This window comes from Pseudoalteromonas sp. S3260 (assembly GCF_005886925.1).
GTDB lineage: Bacteria > Pseudomonadota > Gammaproteobacteria > Enterobacterales > Alteromonadaceae > Pseudoalteromonas > Pseudoalteromonas tetraodonis.
On record NZ_PNCV01000086.1, the window covers coordinates 1 to 18,646 of the forward strand.

The window sequence follows — 18,646 nt, forward strand, 5'->3', positions numbered from 1 at the left end:
TTTAACCTTTAACCTTTAACCCTAACTTTTTAACTTCTTCCTTCCTAAAACAGTTATTACTATGATCGTTAACCATTCCGCACGCCTGCATGTAAGCATACACCGTGGTTGGGCCTAAAAACTTAAAACCGCGCTTTTTTAAATCTTTTGCAAATAACGTTGATGCTTCAGTAACTGCAGGGTAATCCGCAAGCGTCTCTAAATCGTTTACCTGAGGTTTATTACCAACAAACCGCCACTGGTAATCACTAAAGCTGCCAAACTCTTTTTGAATAGCAATGAAGCACTTTGCATTATTAATTGTTGCGGCTATTTTTAAGCGATTGCGAACAATTCCCTCATTTTGCATTAATTTTTCTATGTCGTGTTCAGTAAAGGCCGCTACTTTATTTACGTCAAAGTTTGCAAAGGCGTTTTTATAATTAGCGCGCTTTTTTAATATGGTGTACCAGCTGAGCCCCGCTTGTGCCGATTCTAACGTTAAAAACTCAAAAAGTAGGTGATCGTTATACACAGGTACGCCCCATTCATGGTCATGGTAATCCACGTAGTCTGGTTTTGAAGTATCTAACCATGGACAGCGATACTGAGCTTTCTCTTTCATGCTTATTCCTTAGCGCGTCATTTTTACGGCACGTATTTTAACTGTTTAAATTGTTGATATTATAAGGAAATAATTTTGGTACATATTGTGCATTAGCCAGTATATCTACATTATTTTAGAGAGTTGATTATGGCCCTTGCAAGTGTGCTAAAACCCCAGTTTATTTCTGCTAATCAGTATAACCCATGTTTACTGCAAGAGGAGTATGTTGGTGAGTTGAGTGATTTGCGTCAACAAGCAAGTTGGCTCTCTCATCTGGTTGATACCATGCCTGCGGGCGTGATTGTACTTGATGGTAAGGGAATGATCGCTAAGGCAAACCAAATAGCTATCGATATGCTCGGCGAGCCATTAGAAGGAGAGAAGTGGTTTAGCGTTATTCAGCGCTCATTTCGTCCTCATCAAGATGATGGTCATGAAGTGTCGTTAAAAGATGGGCGCTTAATAAAGCTCGATATTACTGCACTCGCGCCTGAGCCTGGGCAATTAATATTAATGACAGATTTAACAGAAACGCGCCGTTTGCAAAAGCGCGTCGCGCATATGCAGCGTTTAAGTGCCTTAGGTAAAATGGTTGCGTCTTTAGCTCATCAAGTACGCACACCGTTATCAGCGGCTATGTTGTATGCCGCAAATTTAGGCTCAAAACGCTTACCCGAAGCGTCTCGCGGCAGTTTTCATACTAAATTAATGTCACGTTTAAAAGATTTAGAAACCCAAGTAAACGACATGCTGTTATTTGCTAAAAGTGGTGATCAGCAAGTGGTTGAGCAAGTGTCGATGCAACAGCTACTAAGTGAAGTTAAAGCCGGTGCCGATGCTATGGTAGCGCTCAATGATAGCGAATTAAATGTGAGCTTACCTGAACCCGATATTGAAATTATGGGTAACAAAACAGCATTGGCTAGCGCAATTCAAAACCTAATTCATAATAGTATTCAAGTCATTGGCAGTGGTGCACAAGTACATCTTAGTGCTTTGCGTGATATGCAAGACCCTGATTATGTTCGCATTAGTGTTAGTGATAATGGCCCTGGGCTTGATTTAGCACAAACTGAAAAAATATTTGAACCCTTTTATACCACTAAAAGCCAAGGTACTGGTTTAGGACTTGCCGTTGTAAGTTCAGTGGCCAGTGCACATCAGGGACGTGTTGAAGCAAACAACAACCCACAAGGGGGAGCAATTTTTAGTATGTTGCTACCTATTAGTGTCACATCTAAATTAGGGGAGTCACAATGAGTAACACTATTTTAGTTGTAGAAGATGACGCCGGACTTCGTGAAGCATTAATTGATACGCTTGAAATGTCAGGTATAGCCTGTATGGCGGCCAATAGTGCCGAGCAAGCTATGGTGCTACTAAAAAAAGAAGCATTTTCATTGGTGGTCAGTGATGTACAAATGGGCGCAATGAGCGGCTTGGATTTATTACGTAGTATTAAATTAAATTACCCTGATTTACCCGTACTAATGATGACGGCCTACGCCACTATTGATGATGCTGTAGAGGCAATGCGTTTAGGCGCGATTGATTATATGGCTAAGCCATTTGCACCAGAAGTACTATTGAATATGGTGAGTCGTTACTTACCAGAAAAAGAAAAAGAAACAGACGGGCCCATTGTCGCCGACCCTAGTAGTATTCAATTACTCGAACTTGCTAATAAAGTTGCTCGATCAGATGCCAGTGTGATGGTGCTTGGCCCAAGTGGCTCTGGTAAAGAAGTACTGGCGCGTTATATTCATGACAAATCAAAACGCTGTAACGAACCGTTTGTAGCGATTAACTGTGCGGCTATTCCCGAAAATATGCTCGAAGCCACTTTATTTGGTTATGAGAAAGGCGCGTTTACCGGTGCTATTCAAGCTTGCCCTGGTAAGTTTGAACAAGCACAGGGCGGTACTATTTTACTTGATGAAATCACCGAAATGGATTTAGGCCTGCAAGCCAAGCTGTTACGTGTACTACAAGAGCGTGAAGTTGAGCGTTTAGGTGGTCGTAAAACCATTGCACTGGATGTACGTGTGCTTGCCACAAGTAACCGAGAGTTAAAAGAAGCGGTTGCTGAAAACCAGTTCCGCGAAGATTTATACTATCGACTCAATGTTTTCCCACTGCTGTGGCGACCACTGTGTGAGCGCCCAGGTGACATTATTGTGTTGGCTAAACATTTGATTGAACGTCACTTAAGTAAAAGCAAAGAGCCAATGGCGTATTTAGATAGCAGTGCAGAGCAAAAACTGCTTAGCCATAGTTGGCCCGGGAATGTACGCGAACTAGATAACGTTATTCAGCGAGCACTAATTTTACGCAGTGGAAATAGTATTGATGAGCATGCTATTTTTATCGAAAATCTAGCCCCAACGCATTTTGTGGTAGAAACTAAAGCTGACATTGAGCCTGTAAAAAGTAGTCTCAGTAACGCTTATTATGATGAAAAAGCAGCGCCTGCAGATGAGCAAAAAAATGATTTGTTAGCCGTCGATACAGGTAGTTACAAAGATGAGCTTAAAGATAAAGAACATCGTATTATTTTAGAAACCTTGGCACGCTGCCAAGGAAAACGTAAAGAGGTCGCCGAAACCTTAGGTATTAGCCCGCGTACTTTACGCTACAAATTAGCACAAATGCGTGATTTAGGTATTTCCCTCCCAGCATAACCCCCATAAGCCCTAAGTTCAATCACTTGAATTTAGGGCTGTCAAAACTCTGACTGCTTAATTATTTTACTTAAATCGTTGTTTTAATTGGTTTTAATTTTTGGCATGTTTTGTGCTTTATTCTCTTTAAGAGTTTACTGCATTATCAGAGACAATTATGAAAATTCAAAACAGTGCTTTATTTCAAGAAATGCAATCAATGGCTGCAGAGGCCACACGTAGTAATCAAGTTAATAACTTGCCAACGCAAGTGCAATCAACCTCTACAGCACAGTTTGGTGACATGTTGAGTAATGCCCTTAATACAGTGCATGAACTTCAGCAAGACACAGGACAAAAAGTAAAAGCGGTAGAGAATGGCGACAGAAGCGTATCACTTGCTGAGGCTATGATTGCTTCGCAAAAGTCTTCTGTGGCATTTGAAGCTACGGTACAGGTTCGTAATAAGCTTGTTGAGTCTTATAAAGAAATTATGAACATGCCTGTTTAACTAGGTAGTGGAGAATTATTGTGGCGCAATCTAATCAATCTACAGATCTGGCACTTGCTGATGGCATGATGGAGCAAAGTGAAAACGAAGATCAACAAGAGCAAAAATCAGGCTATTTCAGTTCCCTTGGTGGTGTTGATGTTTTACGTCAAATTACCCTGATTGTTGCATTAGCTATTTGTTTAGCCATTGCTATTTTCGTTATTATTTGGGCTCGTCAGCCAGATATGCGCCCTTTAGGTAAAATGCAAACTGAAGAGTTAATAGAAACACTCGACTTTTTAGATGCACAAAAAATTGACTACCAACTTGATGGCAATGTGGTCTCGGTGGATGAAACTGAATATCAAAATATCAAGTTATTGATGACCCGTGAAGGTTTAGATCAAGGGCCTACATCAGGTAGCGACATTATTATGCAAGACATGGGGTTTGGGGTAAGCCAGCGTTTAGAACGTGAGCGCCTTAAACATGGCCGTGAGCAACAACTTGCCCGTACTATAGAAGAGCTAAATAATGTTACTCGCGCCAAAGTATTGTTAGCGATTCCCAAAGAAAATGTATTTGCCCGTAGAGAGAAAAAACCCTCTGCGACTGTTGTACTTACTCTTAAACGCGGTCGCTCTCTAGATGGCGAAGAAGTTGACTCGGTTGTTGATATGATAGCTTCAGCGGTACAAGGGCTTGAGCCTTCGCGCGTTACTGTGACCGATCAAAATGGTCGCTTATTAAATTCAGGCTCGCAAACCTCTTTAGCTGCACGCTCGCGTAAAGAATACGATATAGAACGTAAACGTGAGCAAGAATACCTAGAAAAAATCGACAGTATTTTAATTCCCGTGGTTGGATTAGGTAATTACACCGCACAAGTAGATTTAAGTATGGACTTTAGTGCGGTAGAAGAAACACAAAAACGTTACAACCCAGATTTACCGGCGGTAAGAAGTGAAACGACCTTTGAAGAAAATAATATTGGTGGCCTAGCGGTTGGTATTCCAGGCGCGCTTACTAATCAGCCACCAGTTAACTCAACTATTTCTGAAGATGCGATGGCGGGCGGTGCAGGCACTGCAACCTCACCGAGTAGAACTCACAAAGAAGCCACTCGTAACTATGAACTCGATACCACTATTTCACATAAGCGTCAGCAAACTGGAGTGATCCGCAGAATAAGTGTCTCTGTTGCGGTTGATTACCTGCCTACGGTGGGTGAAAATGGTGAAACAACTATGACGCCACGCTCGGTTGAAGCCCTGTCAAATATTCGTCGCTTGTTACAAGGTGGCGTAGGCTTTGATATGCAACGTGGCGATGCACTTGAAGTAGTGACCGTGCCATTTGTTCGTGAAGACTCAGCGCTTGATTTTGAGTTGCCTTTATGGGAACAAGACTGGTTTATGAAAATGATGCGCTTAGTATTAGGTGCGCTGGTTATTATTGTACTGATTTTAGCTGTCGTTAAACCTATGCTTAAGCGATTAATTTACCCAGATAATACACTTGAAGAATATGATGAAGACTCTCTTAGTTCAGGTGTTGATCTTGGTGACAGCACATTAGATATGCTAAATAATGACTTTGATTCTGCTTCTGTTGGCTTCTCAAGCGATGGTACACTACAGTTACCAGACCTACATGGCGACGAAGACTTACTCAAAGCGGTTCGTGCCCTTGTAGCCAATGAACCAGAACTATCATCACAAGTAGTGAAAGCGTGGTTAACAGAAGATGACTGATCAAGAACAAAAACAACTACCACCGGCGTTTGATGTTGATAAACTTGATGGTGTAGATAAAGCGGCGATATTATTGCTGAGTTTATCTGAAGAAGATGCAGCGCAAATCCTAAAGCACTTAGAGCCAAAGCAAGTGCAAAAGGTAGGTATGGCCATGGCGGCAATCGATGATTTGTCGCAAGCTAAAATCAGCGCAGTGCACAACTTGTTTATCGAACAAATTCAGAGCTTTAGTACGATAGGTTTTCAGTCTGAAGATTTTATCAAAAAAGCACTTACGGCTGCATTAGGTGAAGATAAAGCCGCCAGCTTGATAGACCAAATAGTGATGGGCTCAGGCGCCAAAGGGCTTGATTCATTAAAATGGATGGACTCAAAGCAGGTAGCGAATATCATTCGTAATGAGCATCCACAAATTCAAACAATTGTGCTTTCTTATTTAGAGCCTGAACAGTCGGCTGAAATTTTAGCGCAATTTCCTGAAAAAGTGCGCCTCGATTTAACCATGCGTATTGCTAATTTAGAAGAAGTACAACCGGCAGCATTGCAAGAATTAAACGAAATTATGGAAAAACAATTTGCTGGTCAAGCGGGTGTACAAGCTGCGAAAATGGGTGGCTTAAAAGCGGCTGCAGATATCATGAACTACCTCGATACAAATGTTGAAGGGCAGTTAATGGATTCTATCCGTGAGCATGACGAAGAAATGTCGCAACAAATTCAAGACTTAATGTTTGTCTTCGAAAACTTAATGGATGTAGACGACAGAGGCATTCAAGCAATCCTGCGTGAAGTGCCGCAAGATGTACTGATGAAAGCCATTAAAGGCACTGACGATGCCCTTAAAGAGAAGATTTTGGGTAACATGTCAAAACGTGCTGCTGAAATGCTCGCTGATGATTTAGAGGCTATGGCACCAGTGCGCATTAGTGAAGTAGAAGCGGCGCAAAAAGAAATTTTATCAACAGCACGTCGCCTTTCTGATTCAGGTGAAATTATGCTTGGTGGTGGCGGTGGTGAGGAGTTCTTATAACCTATGAGTCACTCTAAAGGTCGCCCATTACATGCAGATGAAGCTGATGAGTTATTAAAAAATTGGCCAATTCCTGATGTTGCTCCCGATGAGCGAAGTTTTGGCAATCGCTCTACGGCTTATGGCACACCCTTAGCCGAGCTATACCGTAAAGAAATAGCAAAAGAACAAGTAGAAGAACCAGAGCTGCCTTCATTAACTATGGTAGAGCTGGAGCGTATTCGCCAAGATGCCTACGAAGAAGGCCTTAAACAAGGGCACGAACAAGGCTATATAGATGGCTTTGACAAAGGCGTAACCGAGGGTAAAGAGGCGGGTTACAAAGAAGGTGTAGAGCTGGGTAAAACACAAGGCCAAGAAGACGTTAAACCATTAATTGATGAGCAGTTGACCAGCCTGCGTGGCTTACTAGATAGTTTAAGCGACCCGCTTAAAAAAGTGGACGAGCAAGCAGAAAAACAGCTGGTACAGCTAGCCACTATGCTCAGTGAAGCGATTATTTATCAAGAAGTAAAAACATCACCTGATATTATTTTACATACTTTGAAAAAAAGCATTGATGCACTTAATGCAGAACAAGAAAAAGTTCGAATTCATCTTCATCCAGATGACTTAACGCTGATAAAAGCCAGTTATGGTGAACAAGCTATTGAAGATAATCATTGGCAACTAATTGCAGAACCCACTCTAGAGCGGGGCGGTTGTGAAGTTAAAACAACGTTATCATCTTTAGATATGACCTTGAAAACCCGTGTCAAAGAAACGTTGGAAAGCTTTTTGCATAACAGTGGTATCTAACTTTTTTATTGGCGTGTTATGTCTGTGAGCGATACTTCATTAAGCGAACGCTTATCTCAATACCAACGGCATATTAAAATTCCAGCGCCTGCAGTCGCGGGAGTTTTAACGCGTGTGGTTGGTTTAACACTGGAAGCCAAAGGTTTGCGCGCTCCGGTAGGCAGCCAATGTAAAATTGAAACAATGAACGGCTTTGTTGACGCTGAAATTGTTGGATTTAACGATCAAACTTTGTATTTAATGCCTAACGACCACATTTCAGGTGTACTGCCTGGTGCGCGAGTTATCCCCCAAGTTAATGACACAGGTTTGCCTGTTGGCATGAGCTTACTTGGTCGAGTGGTAGACGGCTTAGGCCGACCTTTAGATGGCTTAGGTAAAATTAATGCAGAACATACACTCAAATTTGCTCAAAATGCAATAAACCCTCTTGCAAGACGCCCCATTAGTAAGCCTATGGATGTGGGGGTACGTGCTATTAACTCGGTGATTACTGTCGGCCAAGGCCAGCGCATGGGCTTATTTGCAGGCTCTGGTGTGGGTAAATCAGTATTATTAGGCATGATGACCCGAGGCAGTGAAGCCGATGTGATTGTAGTGGGTTTAGTCGGTGAGCGTGGTCGAGAAGTAAAAGAATTTATTGAAGAAATACTGGGTGTTGAAGGGCGTAAACGTTCAGTTGTTGTTGCAGCCCCCGCTGATGCCTCACCATTAATGCGATTAAAAGGCTGCGAAAGTGCGGTAACCATTGCAGAGTATTTTCGAGATCAAGGTTTAAACGTATTGTTATTACTCGACTCGGTGACGCGTTATGCTATGGCACAGCGTGAAATCGCGCTGGCTGTAGGTGAGCCCCCTGCAACAAAAGGCTACCCACCTTCAGTATTTGCTAAATTACCTGCGCTGGTGGAAAGAGCGGGTAATGGCGGGGAAGGGCAAGGCTCTATTACTGCCTTTTTTACCGTACTGAGTGAAGGCGATGACATGCAAGACCCGATTGCTGATGCTGCACGTGCCATACTTGACGGACATATTGTTTTATCGCGTGATTTAGCCGACAGCGGCCATTATCCTGCCATTGACATAGAAAAATCGATTTCTCGAGTTATGCCTCAAGTGGTGTCTGAATCGCACATGCAACAAGCTCGGGTGCTTAAGCAAGTGTATTCAATGTATCAACAGAACAAAGACATGATCACCTTGGGCGCTTATCAAAAAGGCAGTGATCAAATGCTCGATCAGGCGATAAACATGATGCCAAGAGTGAACGCATTTTTACAACAAGGGATGCGTGATGTGATTAGCTATGATGATGGCCTTCAAGGGCTAGCGCAATTATTAGGACAAGCATAATGGCAAAAAATAAACTGCATTTGTTGCTCAGGCTTGAAAACGAAAAAGAAGAAACGTTACGCATGAGCTACTTGCAAGCTAATCAAAATTTGCAAGTAAATCAGCAAAAGCTGCAGGGCTTAAATGACTTTCGACTTGAATACACGCAGCAACTTCATATTAAGGGGCAGTCGGGTTTATCAAGTGCCGGATTTAGTCAGTATCATGCATTCATTGCTAAGATTGAAGAAGCGATACGTCAACAAGCAAGCACTGTTAACACTGCAAAGCAGGTGGTTAGCCAGCGTAAAACCTTGTGGTTAAAGCAACAAGTAAAAGCGAAAGCGGTTGCTAAGTTAATTGAAAAACAACAGATAAAAGCGGATATGTTGGCCGCTAAAAGTGAGCAAAAAATGCTCGATGAATTTTCCTCTAATCAGTTTTATCAAAGGCATAAAGCACTATAAGGTAGGCATGCTAATTGCTTAGATTCTACAAGAGCAATGATTTTTAGGATTGTGCGGTGGGCTGTTGCCGCTTTTATTAGGTGATTTATGGCGATAAATGATATTTCAATGTTAGCGGTATCTGAGCAAGACTCATACTTAGTTAAAAAAGACAGTGATAAAACAAAGCTAGATAGCAGTAATGATGCTGGCTTTTTTGATCAATTAGCCCTTGCTAACCAAGCTTCTGAAACACACAGTACGCAAGCTAAAGCGCCAAACAAACAATCAGCAGATCAACAATCCGATCTAAAAGGGCAAAGTAGCGAAGAAAAGCCTTTGAGCGGTGAAGATATGCTGGCGCAAATTAATGCGGCACAAGTCATCGATACCTCAGTAAAAAATAACCCCCATGGTGGTGCGCAGTTAATAGACAAAGACGCTGTTAAAATAAACGCTAAGCCTGAAGATAAGCTGGCACCTATTATTATTAATTTACCAAGTGATGAAATTGTTGATGATACGGCCATTGTGCAGTCACAAAAGACTGTAGGTTCTGAATCAGCAAGCAAAACTGCAGCTGAGTCTTCACAGCTTGACACGAAACCTTTAGCTACAGCTGCCCCAACCGGACAGTATGAGGCTGTTACAAATGAACTCGCGGCTGCTAAACCATCGGATAAGCCGACCGAGACTATGAACATTAAAGCATCGCTAGATGCTTCCGTTTTGGCGCTGTTATCAAAAGATGATAATGCCATTAAAGCAGATAAATTATTGACAAATTTAACACCTGCTCAGCAAGGTGAATTAGCCACTGAGCTTAATGCGATGAGCAAGCCAATTAATAAAGATAATCTAGCGGATTTAAAGCAATTACTCAGTAAGTATGTGAGTGAAAGTGAGAAGCCGCAAACACCTCAGCAGACCATTAATGCACAAATAAGTACGTTAACTACCTCAGAAAAACAGGCCTTACTCAATCAGTTGCAGGATTACGTTAAAAATGAATCTTTATCAACGAAAGAACTTACCTCGCTAAAAGGAGTAATCAGTGATTTAGAGACCGCGATTAACGCGGACAGCTTGTTTAGCGCCAAAGATAAGCCACTATTTTCAAATAATGCTTTGGCGGGAGCAATAGCGCCAAAAGCACAGGCTGGTACTGAATCAGCCAATGTAAAACCTGAGCTAAAATTAGAGAGTTCAAAATCGGTAGCTGATAACCCTGAAGAGCTTGCCAAACAGTTAGACGCATTACAAAAAGAGAGCATGCGCGGCACTAATGCTGAGCAAATGCCACCGCGTGCAGCACAAATTTTCTCTCAGATCATTAATATATTTGACAAACAGTCGCTTAGTAGTCTCGCTAAATACGATACTTTAGGGTACGAACAAGCTATTATTGAAGCGCAAAGCTTGCAAGCAGGACAGTTACAAAGTACAGCACAAGCGAAACAAGTAAGCATTGATCCTGCCACGTTACAGGCTTTAAACATTATTAAAAGTGATGCGGCAAAAATGCTACAAGAGCGGGTTAGCTCAATGTTAAGTATTAATAATAAAGAAGCTGAAATTCGCCTAGATCCGCCAGAAATGGGCAGCATGCAAATTCGTATTAGAAGTGATGCTGAGCAAGCACAAATCAACTTTGTAGTGCAAAACCAGCAAGCCAAAGAAGCGCTGGAGCAGTCGTTACCTAGGCTTAGAGACATGCTGATGCAGCAAGGTTTAGAACTAGGTGAAAGCAGTATTTCTTACGGTGATTCCTCAGGTGAGCAAGCACAGCAACAAGAAGGTGATGCACAAGGGCAAATGGCCAATAATCGCTCTACAGATGAGACAAATAGTGAGCAACCAGATAAGCAAATACAGGGTTCTGGACAACAAACGTCATCATCAATAGATTACTATGCCTAAGTCCTGCTATTATAATAGTTAAAACAAGCAAATACCTTTGCAAATAAAGGAAATACAATGGCTGAAGATACTAATTTAGAAATAGAAGAAGTAAGTAAAAGTAAAAGCAAACTCATAATAATTATTGCCGCTGTATTACTTATTGTTGGCGCTGTGGCAGGGTACTTTTTATTATCAGGTGGTGATGAGCCAGTAGAAACCCTTGCAGATGATGCTGCGCCAACAAGTTCTTCGGCAACGGTTGGCATTGCTTTATATGTTGCGATGCCTAGACCGTTTATTTTTAATGTGCCAGGGGCTAGTCGCGATAGAGTTGTACAGATTAAAGTGCAATTATTAGTGCGCGGCGATGATAATGAAGAAACGGCTAAAAAACACATTCCACTGATTGAAGGCACACTCCTGAGTGTATTTTCCATGACAACGGCTGATGAACTTAGCACCAGTGTAGGCAAAGAAACACTGCGTTTTACTGCACTTGATAAAGTACAGGCCGCTATGATGGATGTTGAAGGGAATAAAGTAATTGAGCGGGTACTATTTACCGGCTTTGTGATGCAATAAGGGGCCAGTGTGAGCGATTTATTATCCCAAGACGAAATTGATGCACTATTACATGGTGTCGATGAAGTCGAAGAGGAAGATACACACGACGGTGAAGATGGTGAGGGAAGTACACTACAGTACGACTTTTCTTCGCAAGATCGCATCGTGCGTGGTCGCATGCCGACACTTGAAATTGTTAACGAGCGATTTGCCCGTCACATGCGAATTAGCTTATTTAACATGATGCGCCGCACCGCTGAGGTGTCAATTAACGGCGTGCAAATGATCAAGTTTGGTGAGTACATACATACCTTGTTTGTACCAACGAGTTTGAATATGGTGCGTTTTCGTCCACTAAAAGGCACCGGCCTTATTACCATGGAAGCACGCTTAGTATTTATACTGGTAGACAACTTCTTTGGTGGCGATGGCCGTTATCATGCCAAAATTGAAGGACGTGAATTTACCCCAACAGAACGCCGAATCGTGCAAATGCTGCTGAAAATAATTTTTGAAGATTACAAAGAAGCATGGGCACCAGTGATGGATGTGTCGTTCGAGTACCTCGATTCTGAGGTAAACCCTGCGATGGCTAATATTGTTAGCCCAACCGAAGTGGTGGTTATTAGCTCTTTTCATATTGAGCTGGATGGTGGCGGGGGAGACTTCCATATTGCGCTACCTTATTCAATGCTCGAACCTATCAGAGAGCTATTGGATGCGGGTGTTCAGTCTGATACTGAAGATACCGATTTACGTTGGAGTAAGGCGCTTCGTGACGAAATAATGGACGTAGAAGTCGATTTATCGACCCAGCTACTTGAAGTTGATTTAAGCTTAAAACAAATAATGGAGCTCAAAGCCGGGGATATAATTCCAGTTGAAATGCCTGAGCATATTACCGTATTTGTGGAAGAACTCCCTACATTTAGAGCTAAAATGGGTCGTTCACGCGATAACGTTGCGCTACAAATTAGTGAAAAAATTAAACGCCCTGATTCAGTTAAATCTGAGCTACATGTCTTTACCAAAGGCGGCAAAAAAATTGATTCAGATGCAGAATTAGCAGAACTAGAAGATGATTTACACCTTTCAAACGGTGTAGACTTAGACTGGTAATTGATTAAAAGGTTAAAAGTATGAGCGATGATCAAGATACAATGGACGAATGGGCAGCAGCACTTGCTGAAGCTGAAGGCACTGACGATAGTCCTGAGGTCAAAGTAACCGAGCTTGATGAGCTTGATGATTCAAAGCATGAACTCAGCGGTGAAGAAAAACGTAAACTCGATACTATTTTAGACATTCCCGTTACTATTTCTATGGAAGTAGGGCGTTCTAAAATTAATATTCGTAATTTATTACAACTTAACCAAGGTTCGGTCATTGAGCTTGACAGGGTTGCCGGCGAACCGCTTGATGTTTTAGTTAATGGTACTTTGATTGCGCATGGCGAAGTGGTTGTGGTGAACGATAAGTTCGGTATTCGTTTAACGGATGTAATTAGTCAGGTTGAACGGATCAAAAAATTACGATGATAGCATTACTTGGTTTAAGCAATTCAGTGTTTGCAGCTACCGATGCTGCAACACCCACCACAGACATTATTTCAATGGTTATGTCGTTAGGTGTGGTGGTAGTGTTAATTTTAGTGTTGGCTTTTTTTGTTAAAAAGCTTAATCCAAATTTAACCAATAACGATGAATTCAAAGTGATCCGCAGTCTTCCGTTGGGATCACGCGAGCGCTTAATGGTGGTTGAAATAGATAATGCACAGCACCTATTAGGGGTTACTCCACACAGTATTAATTATCTACACAAGTTAGAAACCCCCCTAACAGAAAAAGAGTTACCAGAATTAGCGAAGCGGTTTGGCAAAATGTTGAATCCGCAACTTAATCAAAATAAAAAGAACTAATATTATGACTAAATGGCTGCTTTTCCTATTTGCCATGGTGTTCGTCCCAGGGGTCAATGCCGAGGGGATTGACGCGCTGACGATCACCACTAATGCCGATGGCACCCAAGACTACTCAGTGACGCTACAAGTGTTGGCGATCATGACGGCTATGAGCTTTATTCCAGCCGCCATTATCATGATGACTTCTTTCACTCGAATTATTGTTGTTTTAGCTATTTTGCGCCAAGCCATTGGTTTGCAGCAAACGCCTTCGAACCAAGTATTACTAGGTATGTCGCTGTTTTTAAGTATTTTTATTATGGCGCCAATTTATGAGCAAATAAATGAGCGCGCTATCGAACCGTATTTAAGTGAACAAGTAACGTCACTTGAAGCACTTGATTTAGCCAAAGAGCCAATGAAAGCGTTTATGCTCTCACAGGTACGTATAAAAGATTTAGAAACCTTTGCTAAAATAGCAGGTTACGATCAGCTTGACTCGCCTGAAGCAACGCCAATGGTTGTGCTTATTCCTGCGTTTGTGACCAGTGAGTTACAAACCGCTTTTATTATTGGTTTTATGTTTTTTATTCCCTTTTTGATTGTCGATTTGGTGGTTGCATCGGTATTGATGGCCATGGGTATGATGATGTTATCGCCCATGATTGTGTCGCTACCGTTTAAAATTATGTTGTTTGTATTGGTTGATGGGTGGAGCTTGGTGATGGGTACACTCGCTAAAAGCTTTGGCTTGGGCACGTAGTTGTGCACTCTTCATTGAACCAACCACACTAGGAGTCGTCCATGGAACCTGAAGTATTTGTTGATATTTTAAGTGGAGCCCTATTTTTAGTGATTAAGCTGGTGTCTGCCATTGTGGTACCTGGCTTAATTATTGGGTTGGTTGTGGCTGTGTTTCAGGCAGCAACCTCAATTAACGAACAAACACTGAGTTTTTTACCGCGTTTATTAATTACCATCAGTGCCCTGATTGTGGGAGGTCATTGGTTTACTCAAGAGCTAATGGACTTTTTTAATCGCTTAGTGCTGCTTATCCCCGAAATTGCAGGTTAACAATGGAATTTCCATTTTCCGTTGTCATTCAATGGTTAAGTGATTTTTTACTGCCCTTAGTGCGCATCAGCTCAATGATCATGATCATGGCGGGTATTGGCGCAAAAAACGTACCTGCTCGAATAAAAATGGGCTTGGCTGTAGTGGTCACCTTCTTAGTTGTTCCTGTTCTTCCTGCTGCTACATTTACTAATCTATTTTCTTTTGAAATGATTTTAGTGGTACTCCAACAAATGTTGATTGGTGTCGCAATTGGTTTTGCGTCCACACTATTACTCAATACGTTTGTGTTAGCCGGTCAAATTCTTGCTATGCAAACCGGTTTAGGTTTTGCATCTGTTGTTGACCCCTCTAATGGGATGAGTGTGCCTGCAGTGGGGCAATTTTATCTAATATTAGCTACCTTATTATTTTTTGTGTTTAATGGTCATTTAATGATGATTCAAATGGTGGTGCACAGTTTTGAAGTACTCCCGATTGATGGCAATTGGTGGGCGGTTGATCATTACTGGGACATAGTGACATGGGGTGGTTGGATGTTTACCACTGCATTAGTGCTGTCATTAGCACCATTAACCGCCATGCTGGTTATTAATATGGCATTTGGTATTATGACCCGTGCTGCACCGCAGTTAAATATTTTCTCGATAGGCTTCCCGTTTACCTTAGTGGCAGGGCTCGTTATTATTTGGGCAACGCTCGGTAACTTTGTCACTCAGTTTGAGTTCCAATGGCTAAAAATGGTTGAGCTGATGTGTACTCTAATTGGTTGTTCCCCTTAGGAGAGCGTAATGGCTGAAGATTCCGGACAAGAAAAAACCGAAGAACCCACCCCAAAAAAAGTTGATGATGCTAAAAAGAAAGGCCAAATAGCGCGTTCTAAAGAGTTAGGTACCATGTTTGTGCTTATTTTTTCTGCTATTTCCTTATTAATGTATGGGCCTGAAATTGGCAAAGGCTTGTACCGCATTATGGGAAGAATGCTTAGTCTTAATCGCAATGAAACCTACGACACCACCAAAATGTTTGCCGTATGGGGAGAGGTGGCCGACGTACTGTTATTTCCTATGTCGATGTTTGTACTCATTATTGTATTGGCTGCATTTATCGGTAATACCATGCTTGGCGGCTTTAATTTTAGTTGGCAAGCAGCTGCGCCCAAAGCCAGTAAAATGTCGCCAATGAAAGGCTTTACCCGCATGTTTGGTCCACAAGCGGCTATAGAATTGCTTAAGTCATTATTAAAGTTTGGCTTGGTGGCCGCATTTGCTATTTTTTTAATTAATACGTTTTTTGATGAAATCTTACATTTAAGTATAGAAAGTGCGCCTGGCAATATTGTTCATGCTTTGGAAATTTTAGCGTGGATGTTTTTAGCCATGTCTTGCACCTTAATTATTATTGCTGCTATTGACGCCCCATTTCAAAGCTATAGTCATAACAAACAGCTTAAAATGACTATGCAAGAGGTAAAAGACGAATATAAAAACTCAGAAGGTGATCCGCAGATTAAAGCGCGCATAAGGCAAACCCAACGTCAAATGTCGCAAAAGAGAATGATGCAGGATGTGCCAGACGCCGATGTTATTGTTACCAACCCTACTCACTATTCCGTAGCTTTAAAATACGATACAGAGCGAGCAGGCGCGCCTATTGTATTAGCCAAAGGTGTGGATGAGCTCGCCATGCAAATTCGTAAAATTGCATTGGGTAATGAAGTGCCTATTGTTGAGTCTCCAACTTTAACCCGAGCGCTTTATCATACTGCAGAAGTGGGTGAGCAAATCCCCGATCAGCTATTTACTGCGGTTGCTCAAGTGCTTGCTTATGTGTTTCAGCTTAAACGGTTTAAAAAAGGCCGTGGAAAACGCCCTGTTGCCCTTAATAAAAAGCTGCCTATCCCCGATGAATTTAAGTATTAACTGCTAACCAACTAACTTGGAATAGTTATTGCAATTTCAGCGTAGTGTCAATTTTTTGAAATTGTAGAGTTATGGAATTTAAAGCGGTATTACAACAACTTAATAAAGATAAAAAAGAATATGCGAAGGGCGTTGGTACACCGCTTTTGGTGTTGGCTGCGCTGGGTATGGTTATTTTACCACTGCCTCCATTCCTGCTTGATATATTATTTTCGTTTAATATCGCGCTTGCGTTAGTTGTATTACTGGTCACTGTATACACCATGAAACCGCTTGAGTTTGGTATGTTCCCAGCCGTGCTGTTAATTGCAACCATAATGCGCTTAGCACTCAATGTGGCCAGTACCCGGGTGGTACTGCTTGAGGGCCATAACGGTGGGGATGCCGCAGGTAAAGTCATTGAAGCATTTGGTTCAGTGGTAATCGGTGGTAACTACGCCGTGGGCTTGGTGGTGTTTTTAATTCTGATCATCATTAACTTTGTGGTAATCACCAAAGGTGCTGGTCGTATTTCAGAAGTATCAGCGCGTTTTACTCTAGATGCTATGCCAGGTAAGCAAATGGCCATAGATGCAGATATGAATGCCGGTTTTATCAGTGCCGAGCAAGCCAGAGAACGTCGTGAGGAAGTAACCCGTGAAGCTGACTTTTATGGTTCTATGGATGGTGCTAGTAAATTTGTAAAAGGCGATGCTATTGCTGGCATAGTCATTTTAGTGATCAATATTGTGGGTGGTTTATTTGTTGGCATGATCCAGCATGACTTGAGCTTTTCACGTGCTATGGAAGTGTACACACTATTGACCATTGGTGATGGCTTAGTCGCGCAATTACCTTCATTACTACTTTCAATTGGTACTGCAATTGTTGTAACCCGTCAAAATGAATCGCACAACATGGGCGATCAGTTTAAGAAGCAATTAGGTAACGAAAAGTCGTTATTTATTGCCTCAGGTATCCTTATTACTATGGGCTTAGTCCCAGGTATGCCACACCTTGCATTTTTAAGCTTAGGGGCGCTTTTAGGTTACCTTGCATACTATACTCAGCAAAATAAACTGAAATTAGCCGCTGCAGAAGCAGAAGAAGCCGAAAATGCCGCCTCAGGTACCGGAATTGCGGTTAAACAAGAGCAAAAAGAACTGGGTTGGGATGATGTTCAACAAGTTGATGTTATTGGTCTAGAAGTCGGTTACCGACTCATTCCTCTCGTTGACCAATCACAAGGTGGCGAGCTGTTAAACCGTATTAAAGGAGTGCGTAAAAAACTATCTCAAGAGCTGGGCTTTTTAGTGCCGCCGGTGCATATACGCGATAATCTAGAACTCGACCCAAATGCATACCGCATAACCATGATGGGTGTATCAAGTGGTGAGGGTGAGCTTAAACATGGTGATGAATTAGCGATTAACCCAGGCCAAGTATTTGGCCCGTTAAAAGGAATTGAAACTAAAGATCCTGCGTTTGGTTTAGATGCAGTTTGGATAAAACCTGATCAAAAAGATGAAGCACAGTCTTTAGGTTACACGGTGGTTGATTCGGCTACCGTGGTGGCCACTCATATTAGTCAGTTACTCACTAATAGCGCCGCATTATTACTCGGACATGAAGAAGTACAAAACTTATTAGATATGTTAGGTAAAAGTCACCCTCGCTTAGTTGAAGGGCTAGTACCTGAGGTATTACCACTAACCACCATCGTTAAAGTACTACAAAATTTATTAAATGAAGGGGTAGCAATACGAGATATGCGCTCAATTGTTCAAACCCTTGTTGAGTATGGCCCTCGTAGCCAAGACCCAGATGTATTAACGGCTGCAGTGAGAATATCGTTGCGTAGATTAATCGTTCAAGATGCTGTTGGTATGTCTTCTGAAATCCCTGTCATAACCTTGGCGCCTGAGTTGGAACAGATGTTGCATCAGTCACTTCAAAATGCAGGTGATGAAGGTGCCGGAATAGAACCAGGGCTTGCTGATAGACTTCAAACATCATTGAATGAAGCGCATCAAAATCAAGAAATGGCCGGTGAACCTTCAATATTGCTAACGTCAGGAATGTTACGCACTGTGTTATCTCGATTTGTTAAATACACCATTCCAGGATTGCGGGTGATGTCTTATCAAGAGATACCAGATGAAAGACAGATCAAGATTGTCAGCTCTGTAGGCCAACAATAAGA

At 41.9% G+C, this 18,646-nt stretch carries 19 protein-coding genes; 18 read left to right on the forward strand and 1 reads right to left on the reverse strand.

Annotated elements, in window-relative coordinates:
• Window position 1 precedes the first annotated feature (1 nt).
• Window positions 2–604 carry a DNA-3-methyladenine glycosylase I gene (locus CWC14_RS14310; protein WP_138563520.1) on the reverse strand — a complete coding sequence of 201 codons (603 nt, stop codon included), beginning with the start codon at window positions 602–604 and terminating at the stop codon, window positions 2–4.
• 129 nt (window positions 605–733) lie between these two features.
• On the opposite strand from CWC14_RS14310, the gene CWC14_RS14315 reads away from it, so the two are divergent.
• The 18 genes from CWC14_RS14315 to flhA all read left to right on the forward strand — a co-directional run bounded on the left by CWC14_RS14315 (window position 734) and on the right by flhA (window position 18,644).
• Complete coding sequence (locus tag CWC14_RS14315; RefSeq protein WP_013465561.1) at window positions 734–1,846, forward strand: sensor histidine kinase; 1,113 nt, start codon at window positions 734–736, stop codon at window positions 1,844–1,846.
• On the forward strand, window positions 1,843–3,267 hold the full coding sequence (locus tag CWC14_RS14320) for a sigma-54-dependent transcriptional regulator (RefSeq protein ID WP_138563522.1): 1,425 nt from the start codon (window positions 1,843–1,845) through the stop codon (window positions 3,265–3,267). The genes CWC14_RS14315 and CWC14_RS14320 overlap by 4 nt, the downstream gene beginning before the upstream one ends.
• 157 nt (window positions 3,268–3,424) lie before the next feature.
• Window positions 3,425–3,757 (forward strand): flagellar hook-basal body complex protein FliE, encoded by a 333-nt coding sequence (gene fliE, locus CWC14_RS14325; RefSeq protein WP_016899229.1) that lies wholly within the window; start codon window positions 3,425–3,427, stop codon window positions 3,755–3,757.
• Between the two features lie 20 nt (window positions 3,758–3,777).
• The gene (gene fliF / locus CWC14_RS14330) at window positions 3,778–5,493 is read left to right on the forward strand and encodes a flagellar basal-body MS-ring/collar protein FliF (RefSeq protein ID WP_138563524.1); all 1,716 of its coding nucleotides are present in this window, start codon (window positions 3,778–3,780) and stop codon (window positions 5,491–5,493) included.
• The gene (gene fliG / locus CWC14_RS14335) at window positions 5,486–6,526 is read left to right on the forward strand and encodes a flagellar motor switch protein FliG (RefSeq protein ID WP_138563526.1); all 1,041 of its coding nucleotides are present in this window, start codon (window positions 5,486–5,488) and stop codon (window positions 6,524–6,526) included. The genes fliF and fliG overlap by 8 nt, the downstream gene beginning before the upstream one ends.
• A 3-nt stretch (window positions 6,527–6,529) precedes the next feature.
• Window positions 6,530–7,324 carry a flagellar assembly protein FliH gene (gene fliH / locus CWC14_RS14340; protein WP_138563528.1) on the forward strand — a complete coding sequence of 265 codons (795 nt, stop codon included), beginning with the start codon at window positions 6,530–6,532 and terminating at the stop codon, window positions 7,322–7,324.
• Between the two features lie 18 nt (window positions 7,325–7,342).
• Entirely contained in the window at window positions 7,343–8,677 is a 1,335-nt protein-coding gene (gene fliI / locus CWC14_RS14345) for a flagellar protein export ATPase FliI (RefSeq protein ID WP_008112184.1), read from the forward strand.
• A complete protein-coding gene (fliJ, locus tag CWC14_RS14350) occupies window positions 8,677–9,123 on the forward strand; it encodes a flagellar export protein FliJ (RefSeq protein WP_008112186.1) in 447 nt (148 codons plus the stop codon). The genes fliI and fliJ overlap by 1 nt, the downstream gene beginning before the upstream one ends.
• 87 nt (window positions 9,124–9,210) lie before the next feature.
• Window positions 9,211–11,022 carry a flagellar hook-length control protein FliK gene (locus CWC14_RS14355; RefSeq protein WP_138563530.1) on the forward strand — a complete coding sequence of 604 codons (1,812 nt, stop codon included), beginning with the start codon at window positions 9,211–9,213 and terminating at the stop codon, window positions 11,020–11,022.
• 57 nt (window positions 11,023–11,079) lie between these two features.
• Window positions 11,080–11,586, forward strand: coding sequence for a flagellar basal body-associated protein FliL (fliL, locus tag CWC14_RS14360; protein WP_138563532.1), 507 nt, complete (start codon window positions 11,080–11,082; stop codon window positions 11,584–11,586).
• Between the two features lie 9 nt (window positions 11,587–11,595).
• Window positions 11,596–12,687: a flagellar motor switch protein FliM gene (fliM, locus tag CWC14_RS14365; RefSeq protein ID WP_138563534.1), complete on the forward strand. Its 1,092-nt coding sequence runs from the start codon at window positions 11,596–11,598 to the stop codon at window positions 12,685–12,687.
• 20 nt (window positions 12,688–12,707) lie between these two features.
• On the forward strand, window positions 12,708–13,106 hold the full coding sequence (gene fliN / locus CWC14_RS14370; protein WP_138563536.1) for a flagellar motor switch protein FliN: 399 nt from the start codon (window positions 12,708–12,710) through the stop codon (window positions 13,104–13,106).
• Window positions 13,103–13,486: a flagellar biosynthetic protein FliO gene (gene fliO, locus CWC14_RS14375; protein ID WP_010387917.1), complete on the forward strand. Its 384-nt coding sequence runs from the start codon at window positions 13,103–13,105 to the stop codon at window positions 13,484–13,486. Before fliN ends, fliO begins: the two co-directional genes overlap by 4 nt.
• Before the next feature lie 4 nt (window positions 13,487–13,490).
• Complete coding sequence (gene fliP, locus CWC14_RS14380) at window positions 13,491–14,231, forward strand: flagellar type III secretion system pore protein FliP (protein ID WP_013465552.1); 741 nt, start codon at window positions 13,491–13,493, stop codon at window positions 14,229–14,231.
• 41 nt (window positions 14,232–14,272) lie between these two features.
• On the forward strand, window positions 14,273–14,542 hold the full coding sequence (locus tag CWC14_RS14385; protein WP_010387922.1) for a flagellar biosynthetic protein FliQ: 270 nt from the start codon (window positions 14,273–14,275) through the stop codon (window positions 14,540–14,542).
• 2 nt (window positions 14,543–14,544) lie between these two features.
• Window positions 14,545–15,324 (forward strand): flagellar biosynthetic protein FliR, encoded by a 780-nt coding sequence (fliR, locus tag CWC14_RS14390; RefSeq protein WP_024602030.1) that lies wholly within the window; start codon window positions 14,545–14,547, stop codon window positions 15,322–15,324.
• Between the two features lie 9 nt (window positions 15,325–15,333).
• Entirely contained in the window at window positions 15,334–16,464 is a 1,131-nt protein-coding gene (gene flhB / locus CWC14_RS14395; RefSeq protein WP_008112201.1) for a flagellar biosynthesis protein FlhB, read from the forward strand.
• A gap of 71 nt (window positions 16,465–16,535) precedes the next feature.
• Window positions 16,536–18,644, forward strand: a complete 2,109-nt coding sequence (gene flhA / locus CWC14_RS14400) for a flagellar biosynthesis protein FlhA (RefSeq protein WP_138563538.1) — start codon at window positions 16,536–16,538, stop codon at window positions 18,642–18,644.
• Window positions 18,645–18,646: the final 2 nt, after the last annotated feature.